This window comes from Thermoactinomyces mirandus, assembly GCF_013868055.1.
GTDB classification, from domain to species: domain Bacteria; phylum Bacillota; class Bacilli; order Thermoactinomycetales; family Thermoactinomycetaceae; genus Thermoactinomyces; species Thermoactinomyces mirandus.
This window is the reverse complement of record NZ_JACEOL010000075.1, coordinates 1-17,820: the sequence shown is the minus strand read 5'-3', so window position 1 is coordinate 17,820 and position 17,820 is coordinate 1. Positions and strand designations below refer to the sequence as shown.

Below are 17,820 nucleotides of genomic sequence, written 5' to 3'. Positions count from 1 at the left end.
GGTTTGTCATCAAGCTCAATTTCCTTCTTTTTCTCGTATAACGAATTCTACGATGAATAAAATAATGCATTTATTAATTAAATAGAGATAATATTCTAATATTATATAAGATAAAAAGCTTTAGGAAGGCTTTTCTAAAAAATTGTTATAAATAAAGATAACTTATTTAGAAACAAATGAAACGATTATAGAAAAAGAAGGACTTGTTTCTATTATTACGATGATGAACGAGCATGCCTTTGCCGAGATTTCACGTGGTACACCAGTAAAAGAAGACGGGGAAGCACTTTTTCTGTGATTTTTTCCAACTGCGTGCAGTACAAAAAAGCGGAGAGGCTTGATATCATTGAGGTGGAGCGTAAAACAGGCCGATTATTTCAGGACACTCCAGAGGTTGGAGAAAATTTGGTGAAAGCCTTGCTGTTTCAGCCATTTTGACTTAACCTGAAAGACAGGAAGCTTGATTTAACTGGGGTTGAACCTTAACATAGGATGTATTTAAATTTCAGCATTGTGTTCATGAATAAGGACTCTGCAAACGAATCGCTTATGATAAAAGAACCGGGATATAAAACCCGGCCATTAAAATGGCCCCACAGAAGAAAAAAATTGTGTCTCCATTATAGCATATCCGGGATTTCGGGAAAGGGGTTCCTGATCATGGAGAAAGCAGAGATTCGCTTCTGGCACGATCAATCCAAAGACCAGATTCATGTGATTCACATTCCCAGCGGAAGAACAAAGACACTGAAAGGCAAGAAAAAAGTGGGTCGTTTTTTACAGGCCTATCAGGTTTCGCGGGACGATTGCAAAAGAGTGAGACGCGGGAATGACCGACTGGGATTGTTTAAAAGAAAATTGTTTGGAAAATAAAAAGATTGAAAAAAGCAGGAAAACCAATGATTGGATACTTCGGGTAGGGACCGGGTATCCAGGTCCTCTCTTCAAAAAAACCAATGCAGGTGAAGGTAATGAAAAAACTGCCGGGAGAAGAAAATTGAGAAAAAGCTTCAAGAGGGAAGTAGATCTACGACTTGGCACAAACTGCTGACTCCTGTTTCTGATTTCTCGATTAAAAACCGGCGGAACAAGTTTCTGGAAAAATTGTCCGGCGATCTGTATATAACCCCATCACCTTGCCAAAACTAGCCAATGAGATGGCAGGTGGTGGGGTTGATATTTTCTCTTTTTGTATTAGGGATTGCAATTATTATTTTATTTCTGGTTTGGTACTCAACAATTCGGGTAGAAATTCTGTTTAAACGTGATCAGCAAAATAACGATGGTGAAATAAAAATTGTGGTATTTGGCGGATTGCTGCGTTTTAAATTTAATCTTTCCCAATTGGAATGGAAGGGTTTTGATGAAGGTATCCAGGTCAAAGGCAAATTGAAGAATCAAATGGCAAAAATCCAAACCGGACAAAAAAAGGAAAAGGTTCAGGTCAATAAGAGGAAAGTCAGGGCTTTTCGGCATAAATATCTGAAAATGCTTCGTCAAATCGATGAATTCCAGCAAATCATGCACTGGTTTTTCGGAAAAATCACTTGTGAAAAATTGATCTGGAAAACCAGACTGGGAACAGGGGATGCGGCCGAAGCCGGAATATTGACGGGGATCGCCTGGGGAATCAAGTGGGCCCTGGTCGGAATGTTGGGGAGCCGTATTCGGTGGAAATTCACACCGCAATTGAGTATTGACCCGGATTTCAATCATGAAATTCTGGAAATATACTTCCATAGCATAATCCGTTTTCGGATCGGGCATGCTATCCTTACTGTTAAACGTTTGTCAGACCATATGCGACAATAAGGGAGGGTACGGTAAATGTCTGAACACCCTATTCAAAACTTGATGAAAACGGCCATGGAAAATATCAGGGAAATGATTGATGTAAATACGATTATTGGCGATCCGGTTGAGACCCAGGACGGACAAGTCATCATTCCTGTCTCAAAGGTTGGCTTTGGTTTTGCTGCAGGGGGCAGTGAATTCAAGGCGGATCATGAAGAAAGAAACAGACGGGAATCCGATCACCAGGGAAAAGGGAACAGGGAGGAACCCGGCAAAGACAACAGGGGGGACGGAAACCTGCCATTCGGGGGCGGAAGCGGAGGAGGCGTATCGGTAACACCAGTGGCCTTTCTGGTAGTCGATGCCAAAGGAATCCGCATATTGAATATGGATGGCCAAACACACCTGTTTGACCGTCTGATTGATGCAGTTCCTGAATTTGTGGAGCAATTGAAAAACATGGTCACCAAAAATGACAAGGACAAGAGAAATGGTTGCAATTAGCAATTGAAACCATACATGAAGCGAAACGGCACAGCTTGAGGCAGTGTCGTTTTTTTACATAATCTCGTCCCATTCGCATATATTTGTACAAACCCAAGCAGGGAATGGGGTGAAAAAGTGGTTGTTTGCAGTTCACGCTGCATGGTTTGTTTTACTTCACTGATTGTTTTGACAAGCATTTTTTTCCCGCTGGGAACGATGGCCCGGATTGAACAGGACCTGGCTCCGGGAGCGAAAGCGGCCATCTTGTTTGATGCATCTTCCGGCCGTGTTTTATACGAAAAAAATGCGGACAATCCCATGTTGATTGCCAGTTTGACCAAGATCATGACTGCCATTGTGGCGATCGAAAACGGAGATCTGAATGAACGGGTAACAGTAAGCCCCAATGCTGAAGGGGTCGAGGGTTCTTCCATTTATTTGAAGGCCGGGGAAAAGATTCCTCTTCATACTTTATTGTACGGGCTGATGCTGCGTTCCGGAAATGATGCGGCAACGGCCATTGCAGAACATATCGGTGGATCAGTGGAAGGCTTCGTCTATTTGATGAATGAAAAAGCTGCTTATCTCGGTTTGGAACATACCCATTTTGCCAATCCCCATGGTCTGGATCATCCCGAGCATTATTCCTCCGCAAAGGATTTGGCCATCTTGACGGCATATGCACTCAAAAATCCGGTTTTTCAGGAAATCGTAAAAACAGAGGTAAAAACTGTTTACTGGCCGGGGGAAAAATGGAAGCGGAAATTTTACAACAAAAACAAGATGCTCCGTTTCTATAAATGGGCCGACGGTGTCAAGACGGGATTTACCAAAAAAGCAAGACGGACGCTTGTTTCTTCTGCAACCAAGGATGGCCACCAGCTGATCACCGTTACCCTGAACGATGGAGATGACTGGAAAGATTCCATGGTTATGCTGGAATACGGGTTTAATCATTATGACCTGGTTTCTGTCCTGAAAAAAGGGCAGGTCATTTCAAACAAAACCTACCAAAACGAGGATAAGGAAAAATTTCAGGTGGTTGCCGGTGCCGCTTTTGTTTATCCCCTGAGCGATGAGGAGAAAAAGCAAATTACCGTCCAGCCGTTGGTCAGTTATCCTCTCCGGCTGGTAACACAGGATCATATGCAAATCGGAAGTGCCCGTATTTACCTGGATCAGCAGTTGATCGGATCGATTCCGCTGGAAGTGAAAATGGAAGCTGAATCATCTGTCATGATGTGGTGGAAACAATTGTTCAGTTTGATTGTCTGGAAGAAGGGTGAAGAAGCATGATCCACTATATATGGGTATTCATGATTTTGAGCGGGGTGGTTGCTGCGGCATTTCAGGGGAAGTTGAACCTTGTAACTACGGCAGCGCTGAAAGGAGCTGAGGAAGGCGTTTCTGTCTGCTTCGGCTTAATCAGTATTATGGTATTTTGGCTGGGCATGATGCGGATTGCCCAGGATGCGGGGTTGTTGGAAAAACTGGCAAAGGTTTTGCGGCCTGTGGCCAAATTTTTGTTTCCTTCTGTTCCTCACGATCACCCGGCAATGGGGTATATTTTGTCCAATATGAGCGCAAACCTGTTCGGACTGGGAAACGCAGCGACTCCCATGGGGTTAAAGGCGATGGAAGAACTGCAGAAACTGAATTCGGATAAAAAGACGGCCACCCCTGCCATGTGCACCCTGCTGGCGTTGAATACATCAGGCCTGACACTGATTCCCACCACGATGATCGGGATTCGTTTGAAACATGGTTCGGCTGATCCGACAGAAATTATCGGACCGACCCTGTTGGCAACCATTTGTGCCACAATCATTGCCATCATGTTGGATCGCTATTACCGGAATCGCACGTTTGATGCAACCGGCCAGCGGAAAAAGTGAGGAGGAGGAAAGAGGGAAACAAATGTTTGAAGTGGTTAGCTTTATATCCAATATGATGCTGCCGGCAATAATCGTGTTTGTTCCCTTGTATGCGGTTTTTCGCAAGGTTCCGGTGTATGACAGTTTTATCGAGGGAGCAAAGGAAGGATTTCCAACCGCCATCTCGATTATTCCTCACCTGGTAGGCATGATGGTGGCTGTTTCCATATTTCGCGATACGGGAGCTTTGCAATTTTACTTGCAATTTCTCAATCCGGTTCTCAGTTGGTTCAACATTCCCAATGAAGTGATCCCGATCGGCATATTAAGACCAATCTCCGGTACCGGTTCACTGGCTTTTGTGGAAAGTATCCTTCGGACATATGGACCCGATTCTTTTTTGGGTAAGCTTGCCTCAACCATTCAGGGAAGTACGGATACCACTTTATATGTGTTGACCGTCTACTTTGGGGCTGTGGGAATCCGCAGCTCGCTATATGCTCTGAAAGTCGGTTTATGGGCTGATTTGGCCGGCTTTTTGGCGTCCTGGATCATATGTTCAATAATTTTTATGCCCAGTTGAGCAGAGGATGGAATTTCTTCTGTCAGACTGGGTTTACCTGTTTTTTGAAACGGAAGTGAATAGGTTTCCACTTGTACTAATGGATGCAAACAGTTAATATGACAGAGAGGTGAACAAATGAATGGAGCGTTTGCAAAAAGTGATGGCACAGGCCGGTGTGGCTTCCAGAAGGCGTTCAGAGGAACTGATCCGTTCGGGAAGAGTGAAAGTGAATGGCAGCCAGGTGACGGAACTGGGAATGAAAGTAGATCCAGATCACGATCTGATTGAGGTGAATGGCAAGCGGTTAACGTTGGAAAAAAAGAGGACTTTCGTATTTTATAAGCCGGCTCACGTCATAACCAGCATGCATGATCCGCAGGGAAGAAAAGTTGTTGCCGACTTTTTCCGTCATATACCGGAACGCCTTTTTCCGGTGGGGCGACTGGATTATGAAACAGAAGGCCTGTTACTGATGACCAATGATGGTGAACTTGCCAATCGTTTGCTCCATCCGCGCCATGAAGTGGGCAAGGTTTATGTGGCAACCATTGCCGGAAAGCCTGACCAAATGAGTATCCGGCGTCTGGAGCAGGGAGTAAGATTGCGGGATGGATGGACAGTTCCTGCAAAAGTCCGCCTGCTTTCCCATTCCAAGGCTGATCAGACTTCCCGGTTGGAAATAACGATCCATGAAGGAAGAAACCGTCAGGTAAGACGTATGTGCAAGACAATCGGACATCCGGTTATTCATCTTGTTCGTACGAGATTTGGTTTTTTGACACTTGAAGGCTTGAAAAAAGGAGAAGCGCGGGAATTGAAAGCAGAGGAACTCCGCCGTTTTGAAAAATTGTGACATATTTCAAATAATCTTCAAATGGAAGTTTTCAATTGTTGAAAAATCTGACAGTATAATAAGTAATTGAAGAGAATGGATTGTTATTGTTGGATCACAGGGGGAGATCAAATGATAGAAAACAGTAAATGCGAGTGCGGACACAATAACCCTGTTGGTACGATTTTGTGCGAGCATTGCGGAAAACCGCTGGATGATTCCATCACACACAAAGATGATCTTGTGCAGGAAATGCGTTATGAGGGAAAGGCCAGGCGCTCGCAAACCGCGCAAACATCCCCTTTTGATTTGATTTGGAATTTTTTCTCCTCAGTGAAAGTTGCTATCATTCTCATCATCATTACTCTGGCTGCTGCCGGGATCGGTACCATCTTTCCACAGGAAGTGTTTGTTCCCTCGTCTGACCCTGCAAGTTACTATGAAAAACATTACGGGATCTGGGGAAAACTTTATCATTCATTCGGATTTTCCGACATGTACAGTTCCTGGTGGTTTGTCCTGCTGGTGTCAATGATCGGAATCTCACTGGTTATATGCAGCCTGGATCGTGTTATTCCTCTTTACAAAGCATTGAAAAATCAGCAAGTAGTGAAAAATGTTGAATTTATTCAGAGACAGCGCATTTCGCACTCAGAAAGGATTCCGGGTGAGGAAAAAGAGCAAAAGATCGATCAGATTGCCCGTGAGTTAAGCAAGCGATTTTACCATATCCGGCGTGAGAATGGAGCGCTTCTGGCGGAAAAAGGACGGATCAGCAGATGGGGTCCCTACATCAATCATATCGGGTTGATCATTTTTCTGCTGGGCCTTTTGTTTCGTTACATTCCGGGGTGGTATCTGAATGAAAGCATCTGGGTTCGTGAAGGAGAAGTGAAAAATGTTCCGGAAACGCCATATTATGTCAAAAATGAGCGTTTTATCATGGAGTTTTACGAACAGGAAAAAACGCCGGAATCGTTGAATGATGAAGATCCCGTTGTGAAGAAATACCAGACAAATGCCGTATTGTACAAGAAGGACAGCCGAACCGGCAAGTTAAAAGCGGTAAAGAAATATCCGATTATTGTAAACGATCCACTGAAATACAATGATTTGCTGTTGTATCAATCCGGTTTTCAAACCGGGTTGCTTGATCAGATTACTTTCAAAGTGACAGAGAAAAAGTCAAAAACAGAGTTGGGAACGTTTACGGTAAATCTGAACAAAATCCGCCGGGATCAGGTTTATCAGGTTGGGAATTTGACGGTTCGTCCGCTCGAGTATTATCCCGACTTCGCGCTTGAAAATAACCGTCCTGTCACCAGATCCCAGGAACCAAACCGTCCCGCTTTTATCTTTGAGGTAAAAGAAAAGGGAGAGGAGACCGGGGAGAAATCATGGGTGATTTCCGGTACCAATTTTGAAAACCTGATGGCTGAGAACCAATACAGCATTGACCTGGCCAAACTCCATACTGTTAATGCATCCGGGTTAATGGTGCGGGTAGACCGAAGCTTACACATTATTTTTATTGGTGGTATGATTTTTATGGTTGGGTTAATCATGGGCTTTTACTGGCACCATCGCCGGGTTTGGGTTCGTTACAGCAATGGAACTTTGTACGTTGGCGGGCATACCAATAAAAACTGGTTCAGTTTCTGTAATGAACTGTCCGGAATGGAAGTTTTCAGGGGGTATGATCTTCGGCCAACGAAAAAATAGGGGGAAAAAGGGAAAACGATGGAACAACTCATGGAAAATCTCCTTTTTTGCACTTTCTTTCTGTACTTGATTGCCTCTTTAGCTTTTGTAATGGGAATTTCAAAAGATAAAAACCATAATAATGAACAAAAAAAGAAACGCTGGGGAAATATTGGCATTGGCCTTACGATTGTGGGGGTAGTGTTTCAAACCCTTTTTATTGTGACACGGATGATGATCGGCGGTCATTTTCCGACTAGTAACATGTTTGAATTTATTGCTTTTCTTTGTTATGCAATTGCCATTGCGTTTATTGTGATTTATTTTATATATCAGACAGTAGTTTTAGGAGCATTTGTCATGCCCCTGGCGGTCATCCTGCTGGCTTATGCGTCGGTATTCCCGAAAGATATTCAACCCTTGATTCCTGCCCTGCAAAGTTACTGGCTTCCCATCCATGTATCAACGGCGGCCCTGGGGCAGGGTGCATTCGCGGTTGGTTTTATTGCGGGGCTGGTTTACCTTATTAAATCGGCAGGAAACCAAAAAGAAGGAAAAAACGCCTTCTGGTTAGAAGTTACTCTTGTTGTGGTTTTGATGTTCCTTGGATTCAGTCTCTTCCATCTGGCCTTTGGCATGGTGGATTATGAAGCGAAATTCTCCCATTTTGTTGACGGGGAGGCAAACGTACAGGAGTACTCTCTTCCACCAATTGTCAGTCCGGCCAACAGTCAGGTTATTCAGCTTGATTCTTTTCCCGGGCTCGATGAACCACTGTTTGAAGCACCTGTCTGGATGAAAGGAAAGGAAGCAGCAAGCAAACTTAATTCCGTCATATGGTCAGTGATTGCCGGGTTGATTTTATATGGGGTCTTGCGTTTGATGTTGCACAAGCCGTTAAGAATGGCGCTCTATCCACTGGTAAAAGGACTGGATATGGATCTGGTTGATGAAATTTCTTATCGGTCCATTGCGATAGGATTTCCGATTTTTACACTTGGTGCGCTCATTTTTGCCATGATTTGGGCACATGAAGCCTGGGGGCGTTTTTGGGGATGGGACCCCAAAGAAGTCTGGGCCTTGATTACCTGGCTTTTTTACAGCGCTTACCTGCATTTGCGCCTGTCCCGCGGTTGGCATGGATTAAAGTCATCATGGCTGGCGGTTGGCGGTTTTATAATTATTATGATAAATTTAATTGCAATTAATCTTGTCATTACAGGTTTGCATTCTTATGCGTAAAATATGGCAGCAGAGGTGAAGTAACTTGGACAAACAGTATCAGATCTTGGTGGTAGATGATGAGGACCGTATTCGTCGGTTGCTTCGCATGTATCTGGAACGGGAAGGATTCGTAATTGAAGAGGCCGAAAACGGGGAAAAAGCCTTGGATATGGCTTTAGCAAAAGATTATGACCTGATCTTGCTGGATTTGATGCTTCCGGGCATGGATGGATTGGATGTATGTGAAGAATTACGGAAAAAAAAGGCAACCCCGGTGATCATGCTGACAGCGCGGGGAGAGGAAACAAACCGTGTTGAAGGTTTTGAGGCTGGCACGGATGACTATGTCGTGAAACCGTTTAGCCCCAGGGAATTGGTACACCGGGTAAAAGCCGTGCTGCGAAGGGCTTCTGCAACCGCCTTCCTGACAACAGATATGGAGACAAACAATGTGCTTGTCTTTCCGGAGCTCACCATTGATCATGATGCCCATGAGGTAAAGGCAGGGGGCAAAAAAATCCAGTTGACTCCCAAAGAATACGAACTTCTTTACTATTTGGCAAAATCTCCTGATAAAGTGTTTACAAGGGAACAATTGTTAAGAGATGTATGGCACTATGAGTTTTTTGGGGATCTTCGCACGGTGGACACGCATGTAAAACGTTTGCGCGAAAAACTTAACCGCGCTTCCATAAAAGCAGCCAAAATGATTACAACCGTGTGGGGAGTTGGTTATAAACTAGAGGTGCCTAAAGAGTGATATGGCGAAGTGTTGTCGGAAAGCTGTGGATCACCATTATTATACTGGTTACACTGGTACTGATTTTGTTAAACCTGTTTTTGAATGAACAAGTGGAAAAAACTTATGTTCGTGACCAAAAGAAAAGTTTGGAACAGCTTGCGGCTGAGATCCAAAAAAAATTCAATCAACCAGGGCAAGATCAAATTCAGTACCTTAACAATGTGCTGCAAGTATCCGAACTTTTCCATACATATATCGTGACCCTGGATTCAAGCGGTTCCGTAAGCAATTACGGGGTATCCCCACATGTCCCCAATGTCCCGTGGCAGGAGGTATTGTCCCAAAAGGATCTGAACCGCGTAATCAAGGGAGAAACGGTTTTTATCAAGGGAAAAGTTCAGGATAGGGATCCCAATCAGTTTCCATTTCTGAAGAATGATGTTTTGCTGGTGGCTGTTCCTCATATTGTGGGTGGGAAGACGGTCGGGGCCATTGTTTTGTACCAGACACAGGAACAGTTAAGCGAAACGGACATTAAGCGGTGGATTTTTTATTCCTCTTTGATCGGTATTACCTTGACGACGATTTTTGCTTTTTTCCTGTCAACAAGAATAACATTGCCGCTGATACAAATGAAAAAAGCTGTCGAAAAAATGGCACGCGGAGAGTTTTCCATCCGCGTTCCGGTGCGTTATCATGAACAGGATGAAATCGCAGACCTTTCGATGACTTTTAACCGGATGGCTGCCCAACTGGAGGACTCCATCCACCAGTTGTCCCAGGAAAAAGAACAGCTGGCCAGTATTTTAAAAAGCATGTCTGATGGTGTTTTAACCATCAGCAAGTATGGAAAGATCGTATTGAGCAATCCGGTTGCAGATCAGTTTCTTTCCCTGTGGGAGGGTGAAACGCAAAAAAATACCCTGCCGCCTCCGTTACAGGATCTTTTTAACAAGGTGACCGACGATCAGAAAGAATATACAGGGGATATTTCAGAAAACGGGCGTACATGGGTTGTGGTCATGTCGCTGCTTTATACCGAAAATCAGGTCCGGGGTGTCGTTGCCGTTTTGCGGGATGTAACGGAAGAAAGACGTTTGGACAAGATGAGAAAGGATTTTGTGGCCAATGTGTCCCATGAATTGCGTACACCTTTGCAAATGTTGCAGGGATACAGTGAAGCCCTGATGGATGATATTGCGGAAACTCCTGAGGAACGCAGGGAACTGGCGCAGGTGATCAATGAAGAGTCCCAGCGAATGAGCCGTTTGGTTCGGGAACTGCTGGATTTGGCACGCATGGAATCCGGGCACATTCAGATCGAACCCATTGAACTTCCGTTAAATGAACTTGTCCTGCGTGTCATTCGCAAATTCCAGGGATTGGCAAGGGAACGCCAGGTTCAATTATGTGCGGATTTGGGCGATTCGCTGCCAATGGTTTACTGGGATGAAGACAAGATCGAGCAGGTTTTGACCAATCTTGTCGATAATGCCATTCGGCATACACCAAGTCAGGGTTCAGTCACCGTACATGCTTATTTCCAAAATAAAAAGGTTTATCTGGAGATTGAAGATACCGGTTCAGGTATTCCGGAAGAAGATCTGCCGTTTGTATTTGAACGGTTCTATAAAGCAGACAAGGCAAGAACTCGCGGACAATCTGGCGGAACCGGACTGGGCCTGTCCATTGCAAGACATCTGGTTAATGCCCATAGAGGAAATATTACCGTAAAAAGCCAATTAGGCAAAGGAGCGACATTCAGGGTTGAATTGCCGGTCCGGGTAAAAACGGAAATGGGTTAACGCACGGATCTCTCAGGATCCGTGCTTTTTCGTGCAAAAAGATTATTTTTGAAATTCCCTGGGAACCAGAGGACGCATCAGGATCTGGTTGTAGATAACTCCTTTTGGTGCAGATAAAATGGTCCAAACGGTGTCAGCCACCTGGTCCGCTTCCATGGCGTATTCCTTGTAATGATTGAAGTCTGTTTTCATTGATCCCGGGCACAGGGCTGTTACTTTTACCTGGTACGGTTTCAATTCAAAGGTGAGTGCATCGGTTAATGCCATCATTCCGAACTTTGAAGCACAATAGCCTGCTCCAGTGGCAAATGCTTCGGTTCCAGCAATACTGGAGATATTTACAATGTGTCCTTCCGTCTTTTTTAAATGCGGGATGGCATATTTGCAATGAAGAAAGGCACCCTTCAAATTCACGTTCATCATTTCATCCCATTCGTTTTCGCTCAGGCTTTCAACAGGAGCAAAGATGCCAAGGCCGGCGTTATTTATCAGGTAATCCAGCCGGCCATAACGACGGATTGTATGTCGGATTACATTCTGAACCTGTTTGCTGTCGGAAACATCACAGGAAACCGGGTCGATGGTATCCGCAAATTCCCGGGCCAGTTTTTCAAGCCTGTCTGTACTGCGGGCACTGGCCACCACCCGGATTTTTTCCTTTGCCAGACGTCGGGCGATGGCTGCTCCCAATCCTTTGCTGGCCCCGGTTACTATGGCTACTTTTTGTGTTTGTGATTCCATAAAATACGTCCTCCAATCCTGCAAATTGATTCTTTGGAACTTTATTATAAATCAACTTCGTACAGGGATTGAATTTCATTGATTTCCTTAATAGATTCGATCAGTTTGTCGGGAAGCGGCTTGTCGATCTGCAGAATCATAATTGCCTGTCCGCCAATCATTTGTCTTCCCACTTGCATGGTGGCAATATTGATATTCTGGCTTCCAAGCAGCGTTCCAACCCGTCCGATGGCTCCCGGCAAATCCTGGTGTTCAATGAACAAGAGATGGCCATGGGTATTTACATCAACCGGATAATCGTTAATTTTGGTAATACGAGCCCCAAATCCATTCAACAGGGTTCCGGCAACGCTCCGGATTTCCGTGGATGTTTTCACTTCCACTTTGATATATTGGGTAAAGCCTTGACTGGACATGGTTTTTTGTTCCACAACCTGAACACCGCGTTTTTTGGCGAGATGAGGAGCGTTGACATCATTGACATTGTTCAGGTAATGGGAAAGCACCCCTTTTAAGACCGTGCGCGATAAAGGAGAAACATCGAATTCCGCCACTTCTCCGGCATAAGTAATCGTGATTTGGGACAGAGCCCCTTTGCTGATTTGGGAAACGAATTTCCCCAACTTTTCAGCCAATTCCTGATAGGGTTGCAGTTTTTGCTGTAATTCTGCCGGGACTGAAGGAAGATTGACTGCGTTTTTAAAGGGCTCACCGCGCAGAATATGGAGAACCTCTTCAGAAACATCAATCGCGACGTTCTCCTGAGCTTCGACTGTGGATGCTCCCAGGTGCGGTGTGGCAATCACCTGCGGCAAAGTAAGCAACGGCTGATCCCTGGGCGGTTCCGATTCAAATACATCCAGCGCCGCACCGGAAACCTTTCCTTCCTGGATCGCGTCATAGAGCGCCTGTTCGTCAATGATTCCGCCGCGAGCGCAGTTCAGGATACGTACACCGTCTTTCATTTTGGCAAACATGTTCCGGTCAATCAAATGTTTTGTTTCCTTGGTGAGCGGAGTATGCACGGTAATAAAATCCCCCTGGGCAATCGCTTCTTCCAGATCGGCCTTTTTGACGCCCAGTTTTTCGGCCCGGTCATCCGACAAATACGGATCATAAGCGATCACGTTCATCCGGAAAGCTTTTGCGCGTTTGGCCAACTCTGAACCGATCCGTCCCAGACCAATGATGCTGAGGGTTTTCTGATTCAGTTCCGTTCCGACAAAGGCCTTGCGGTTCCACTCGCCTTGAAGGAGTGAATGGTAGGCTTGTGGAATATTACGGGCTAATGAGATAAGCATGGCAAAAGTATGTTCCGCGGTGGATATGGTATTGCCATCCGGTGCATTGACGACAATAATCCCTTTTTGGGTCGCGGCGGCAATATCAATATTGTCCACTCCCACTCCGGCCCGGGCAATCACTTTTAAACGCTTTGCTTTTTCAATTACATCCGCTGTTACTTTGGTTTGGCTTCGAACCATCAAGGCATCGGCATCTTCAATGGCCAGCAGCAATTCATCATGGGTGAGACCCGTTTTCCTGACGACTTCAATATCTTCCGCCTGCGATATTTTTTCAATTCCCAGATCGCTTAACGGATCGGTAATCAATACTTTATACATCCAGCATCACCTCTTGTGCAGCTTTTGTTGCGGCTCCCAGTTCAACCGGGACCCCCATTTGATGAAGAGTGAATTCAATTGCAGCCAGAACAGCAACAATATCCCAGTCATCGCAGTAACCCATATGACCGATGCGGAAAATTTCGCCTTTCAGGTGCTGTTGACCGCCGGCAACAATAAATCCGTTGGCCTGCATGTTTTTTCTGAATGATTCAACATCCCATTTTTCATGAGACGTAACAATGGAAGTAACTGTCGGGGAAGCGTGACGATTCTCAACCATCAGGGTCAGACCCAATGCTCTGATACCTGCGCGCGTTAATTTTCTTAAACGCTCATGGCGTGCAAATACCTGTTCATATCCTTCTTCTTCAATCATTGACAGTGCTTCTTTCAGGCCATACAAGAGCGAAACAGCCGGTGTGAAAGGTGTCGTGGCTTGTTGTTCCAGCTTTTTGCGATAGGAATCCAGATCAAGGTAAAAGCTGGGCTGATCATTGCTTTCAATGGTTTTCCAGGCCCGCTCACTGGCTGCGACGATTGCCAGACCTGGTGGCAACATCAATGCCTTTTGTGAACCTGTAACCATTATGTCAATATTCCACTCATCCATCTGACAAGGAACGGCTCCGATGCAGCTGACTCCATCAACAACCACCAGTGCGTCAGAATGCTGATGAACGGTTTGGGCCAGTTCGGGAATCGGGTTTAAAACCCCTGTGGAAGTTTCGCAATAGGTAAGGAATACAGCTTTGGCTTGAGGGTATTTTTGTATAAAGACGGACAAATTGTCCGGTTCACACGCTTTACCCCAGGGAATATCAAGAACGTGCAAATTAAAGCCGTATTTTTGAATGATCTTTGCAAAACGGTCTCCAAACGCACCCGTGGATACAACGATTGCTTCGTCACCCTCAGATAATGTGTTCACAACCGCTGCTTCAAGGGCGGAAGTACCGCTTCCGGCCAGGATGACCGGCTGCAGACTGGTCCCAAATATCGGTTTCAGTTGATTGGTACAGTCCTGAATCAGTTTGGACGCTATATTGCTGCGATGTCCAATCATCGGTTTTGCCATAGCCTGTTGGACCCGGGGCGGAACAGGTGTCGGACCCGGAATCCGAAGATGAAACTTGTCTTGAAATACCATTGTTGTTCTCCTCCTGTTTCTTTCTGTTTCTGGTGAAACATTAATAAAAAAACCTTACTCCTCACACCTATCGCAAAATAGGTGAGGGACGTAAGGTCGTGGTGCCACCCTCATTCGCAATTGGCTCACACCAATTGCCTCAGTAAGTCCGCACAAGGACTCGTGATCATAACGGATCAATTGCCGGATCTGCCTATTCAAAGGTTCAGCAGATCGCTCAGGAGTGCTCCGCATCAAACAAACTACCGATTTGCAGCTACCTCGGCTCTCTGAAAGTCTGCTTCTGATACTTGGCTCCTTCATTGCTTTAATCATCTGAAATTTGATAATTAATTTAACATGGCAGTTGGATACTGTCAAGCCATGATTAAAAAAAATTAAGCCCATATTGTATGAACTGATTATGATAACATGAAGTTATTCGTTTCAAAGCTCGGTATTTCTTCAGGAAGGGAGGAAGTTTATCAAATTATGTTAACAGGAGCGACTGATTTGATTTTGTCCGGATTGAATGAAAAACAGAGGGAAGCGGTGATTGCCGATGAAAAACCGACCGTTGTCTTTGCCGGACCGGGAAGCGGAAAGACAACGGTGTTGACCCGAAGAGTGTTATATTTACTGGAACAGGGAGCCTGTCCCGAAAAGCTGATGGCCGTCACTTTTACGCGGGCGGCGGCACAGGAGATGAAGGCGCGCTTGCAGGAAGTGATGCCTAAATCAACCCAAAAGCTGTGGATCGGAACATTTCATTCCCTTTTTTTGACCATATTGCGGGAAAAGAGTGAAGCGATCCCGTCATTGCTAAAGGGGAATCAGCAGAAAGAGATCATCCGAAAGATTTTGTCTGTTCGGGAACAACCCACGGATGAAGAAAATATCGAAGCTTATCTGAATCAGATTGGTTTGTGCAAGGGAAATGCGATTTTACTAGAGCGGATGAATGTGCAAAAACGAAACATTCTGTTTCGGGAGATTTCTTCAGAATATGAAAATTGGAAGCAGAAAAATAATTTTTGGGATTATGATGATATTTTACTGGAGATGTATCAGCGGGTAAAAACTTCGGAAGAACTGGCAGAATTAAAAGGGAGGTTTGTACAAGTTGACGAATTTCAGGATATTAACTGGATTCAATATCAGATTCTCGTAAAACTGGTGAGCCAGCACCGGTCGCTGTTTGTGGTTGGTGATGATGATCAGTCCATTTACGGATTCCGCGGCAGCAATCCCCGCATTATGCTTCAACTGCACAAGGATTTTCCTGACCTTCAGCGTATTGTGCTGCCGGCAAATTACCGTTCCACAGAACCAATCATTCAAGCAAATAATCAACTCATTCGCCAAAATCGGTTGCGGCAGGCCAAGCCGTTTCAGGGGCTTGGAATTGACGGGGCAAAAGTTGAATGGATCGAGCCTCAGGATGAGAACGAGGAAGCGGAACGAATTATTTTCCGGATAAAAGATGGTGTTGAAACAGCCGTTTTATTCCGAACAGCAACGCAGGCAAGGGCGTTGACAGATGTATTGGTTCGCAAGGGAATTTCTTTTTTTATCCCTGTTGAGCATTCCTTTTACCGAAGATGGCAGGTGCAGGATGTGTTTGCCTATTTTCGCCTGGCAAATAACCCGAATGATCTGGATGCGCTTGTCCGTATTATCAACAGGCCAAAGCGATATCTGTTTGGCGAGGAATGGATCGATGCCTGCCGGTATCTGTCAAAAAAGACAAATCGGACTGTACTGGACGCCTTGCCGGATTTGTCCAGACTGGATCAGGTGCGCCATTTGAGGGAACTCTCCGGACAGATCCGCTGTCTCAGGCAGTTAGCCCCGGTGGATGCTATTCCCTATATTCGTGCTACCGTTGGCTATGATCGCTTTCTGGAGGACTTTGCCAGGGGGGCCGGAACCGATCTGGAGCATTTGCTGGAACCACTCGATGAACTCATGGTTGCCGCTGAACTTTTTCCAGACCTTTTATCAATGATTAAACACGCATCCCGGGTAGAAGAAGCGTTAAAACAATCGCACCCGGCAGCGAAAATAAAGTTGATGACTCTTCACCGCTCAAAAGGATTGGAATTTGACCGGGTATTTATTATTGGCCTGCATGCCATGATTATTCCTCATTACCGCAGCCTCAATGTGCCGGAATACCGGAAAAATGAAGTCTGGGAAGAAGAACGGCGCTTGTTGTATGTAGGGATGACACGGGCGAGAAAAGAACTGATATTGTCATCCACAAAAACCAGACAGGGGAAACGCGCGCATCCGTCCCCTTTTTTGCGGGATATTGACGTGGTGCGTGAACACGCCAAACAAGAACTGATCGTGGATCAAAACACCAGCAAAATGGTGCAGGCGATGAACAGGAAAGAATTGGACAGGCAGCCACAAATGCGTTTTATCCATGAAAAAATATCAGTTGGTTCCGAGATCCTGCACACGCGATTTGGAAAGGGAATTGTGGAAGATGTTGTTTCGATTGAGGGAGTGGCCCCCCGGCAGAAAGATTCTGGTTTGTTTTAATCAGGAACGGTAGTCCCTGCATTATGAATTGTGCCGGCAATTGGGGTTGATCCAACGTGGCCGGCAATTCAGGTGAAATTCACAGAGGTAACTGTGCAGAACTTCTGCGCAGTTTTTTTATTTTTACGGGGGAGTTGGAGATACTAAAAAGTACCGGATTTATAGTCTGATTCACAAAGTTGCGGCTTAATATTTCCTGAAATGTTTTCGGAACAGACGAATTTGTCACTTTGAATGGTGGTAAAATAAAAAGATTATCTGTTTAAATTAATATTGTTTATATTTTTGTATTTTTTATTAACTTTGTTATTATGTTCACAAACAATATTCCTTGCTTGTTATAATAATCGTGTAAGCACTTACAAAATGAATTTTTCATACGAAATAAAAAATTGGAGGCACAAGAAATGCCCTACTTTCATAACATCGACATGATTGAATATGAAGGTCCGACGTCAGCCAATCCGCTCGCTTTCAAATTTTATGATCCGGAGGAAAAAATCGGCGGCAAGACGATGAAAGAAATTCTCCGCTTCAGTGTCGCTTACTGGCACACATTTACCGCGGATCTGTCCGATCCGTTCGGGGTTGGCACCGCCATTCGCCCATGGGACAAATTTACCGGCATGGATCTGGCCAAAGCCCGGGTGGAGGCCGCTTTTGAATTCTTTGAAAAGCTTGGCGTTCCCTATTTTTGTTTCCATGATGTCGATATTGCCCCTGAAGGAAGCAGTTTGCGGGAAACCAACAAA

General features: G+C 45.0%; 15 protein-coding genes, 1 pseudogene and 1 other annotated feature. Of the genes and pseudogenes, 13 read left to right on the top strand and 3 right to left on the bottom strand.

Annotated elements, in window-relative coordinates; all coding sequences use genetic code 11:
• Positions 1-660: 660 nt before the first annotated feature.
• The 11 genes from H2C83_RS16705 to H2C83_RS16655 all read left to right on the top strand — a co-directional run bounded on the left by H2C83_RS16705 (position 661) and on the right by H2C83_RS16655 (position 11,023).
• Positions 661-873 carry a hypothetical protein gene (locus H2C83_RS16705; RefSeq protein ID WP_181742317.1) on the top strand — a complete coding sequence of 71 codons (213 nt, stop codon included), beginning with the start codon at positions 661-663 and terminating at the stop codon, positions 871-873.
• Positions 874-1,152: 279 nt separating this feature from the next.
• Positions 1,153-1,812: a DUF2953 domain-containing protein gene (locus tag H2C83_RS16700; protein WP_181742316.1), complete on the top strand. Its 660-nt coding sequence runs from the start codon at positions 1,153-1,155 to the stop codon at positions 1,810-1,812.
• Positions 1,813-1,827: 15 nt separating this feature from the next.
• Positions 1,828-2,298, top strand: coding sequence for a GerW family sporulation protein (gene ytfJ, locus H2C83_RS16695; protein ID WP_181742315.1), 471 nt, complete (start codon positions 1,828-1,830; stop codon positions 2,296-2,298).
• Between the two features lie 141 nt (positions 2,299-2,439).
• Positions 2,440-3,576 carry a D-alanyl-D-alanine carboxypeptidase gene (locus H2C83_RS16690; protein WP_181742314.1) on the top strand — a complete coding sequence of 379 codons (1,137 nt, stop codon included), beginning with the start codon at positions 2,440-2,442 and terminating at the stop codon, positions 3,574-3,576.
• Complete coding sequence (locus H2C83_RS16685; protein ID WP_181742313.1) at positions 3,573-4,175, top strand: nucleoside recognition domain-containing protein; 603 nt, start codon at positions 3,573-3,575, stop codon at positions 4,173-4,175. Before H2C83_RS16690 ends, H2C83_RS16685 begins: the two co-directional genes overlap by 4 nt.
• Before the next feature lie 22 nt (positions 4,176-4,197).
• Positions 4,198-4,737: a spore maturation protein gene (locus H2C83_RS16680; RefSeq protein WP_181742312.1), complete on the top strand. Its 540-nt coding sequence runs from the start codon at positions 4,198-4,200 to the stop codon at positions 4,735-4,737.
• Positions 4,738-4,858: 121 nt separating this feature from the next.
• Positions 4,859-5,572 (top strand): pseudouridine synthase, encoded by a 714-nt coding sequence (locus H2C83_RS16675; RefSeq protein WP_181742311.1) that lies wholly within the window; start codon positions 4,859-4,861, stop codon positions 5,570-5,572.
• A 111-nt stretch (positions 5,573-5,683) separates the two neighbouring features.
• A complete protein-coding gene (locus H2C83_RS16670; RefSeq protein WP_181742310.1) occupies positions 5,684-7,273 on the top strand; it encodes a cytochrome c biogenesis protein ResB in 1,590 nt (529 codons plus the stop codon).
• A gap of 18 nt (positions 7,274-7,291) precedes the next feature.
• Positions 7,292-8,494, top strand: a complete 1,203-nt coding sequence (gene ccsB / locus H2C83_RS16665) for a c-type cytochrome biogenesis protein CcsB (RefSeq protein ID WP_181742309.1) — start codon at positions 7,292-7,294, stop codon at positions 8,492-8,494.
• Between the two features lie 25 nt (positions 8,495-8,519).
• Positions 8,520-9,236, top strand: coding sequence for a response regulator transcription factor (locus tag H2C83_RS16660; protein ID WP_181742308.1), 717 nt, complete (start codon positions 8,520-8,522; stop codon positions 9,234-9,236).
• Entirely contained in the window at positions 9,233-11,023 is a 1,791-nt protein-coding gene (locus tag H2C83_RS16655) for an ATP-binding protein (protein WP_312853950.1), read from the top strand. Before H2C83_RS16660 ends, H2C83_RS16655 begins: the two co-directional genes overlap by 4 nt.
• Positions 11,024-11,065: 42 nt before the next feature.
• On the opposite strand, the gene H2C83_RS16650 is transcribed toward H2C83_RS16655, so the two are convergent.
• The 3 genes from H2C83_RS16650 to H2C83_RS16640 are packed head-to-tail and all read right to left on the bottom strand — an operon-like array spanning position 11,066 to position 14,539.
• Complete coding sequence (locus tag H2C83_RS16650) at positions 11,066-11,764, bottom strand: SDR family oxidoreductase (RefSeq protein ID WP_181742307.1); 699 nt, start codon at positions 11,762-11,764, stop codon at positions 11,066-11,068.
• 44 nt (positions 11,765-11,808) lie between these two features.
• Positions 11,809-13,389 carry a phosphoglycerate dehydrogenase gene (gene serA / locus H2C83_RS16645; RefSeq protein WP_181742306.1) on the bottom strand — a complete coding sequence of 527 codons (1,581 nt, stop codon included), beginning with the start codon at positions 13,387-13,389 and terminating at the stop codon, positions 11,809-11,811.
• Positions 13,382-14,539, bottom strand: a complete 1,158-nt coding sequence (locus H2C83_RS16640; RefSeq protein ID WP_181742305.1) for a pyridoxal-phosphate-dependent aminotransferase family protein — start codon at positions 14,537-14,539, stop codon at positions 13,382-13,384. Before H2C83_RS16640 ends, serA begins: the two co-directional genes overlap by 8 nt.
• A gap of 81 nt (positions 14,540-14,620) precedes the next feature.
• Positions 14,621-14,851 (bottom strand) — a binding site (T-box leader).
• Positions 14,852-15,010: 159 nt separating this feature from the next.
• On the opposite strand from H2C83_RS16640, the gene H2C83_RS16635 reads away from it, so the two are divergent.
• Positions 15,011-17,068: an ATP-dependent helicase gene (locus H2C83_RS16635; RefSeq protein WP_181742304.1), complete on the top strand. Its 2,058-nt coding sequence runs from the start codon at positions 15,011-15,013 to the stop codon at positions 17,066-17,068.
• A gap of 407 nt (positions 17,069-17,475) precedes the next feature.
• Positions 17,476-17,820: pseudogene (locus H2C83_RS16630) on the top strand (xylose isomerase); the annotation flags it as partial.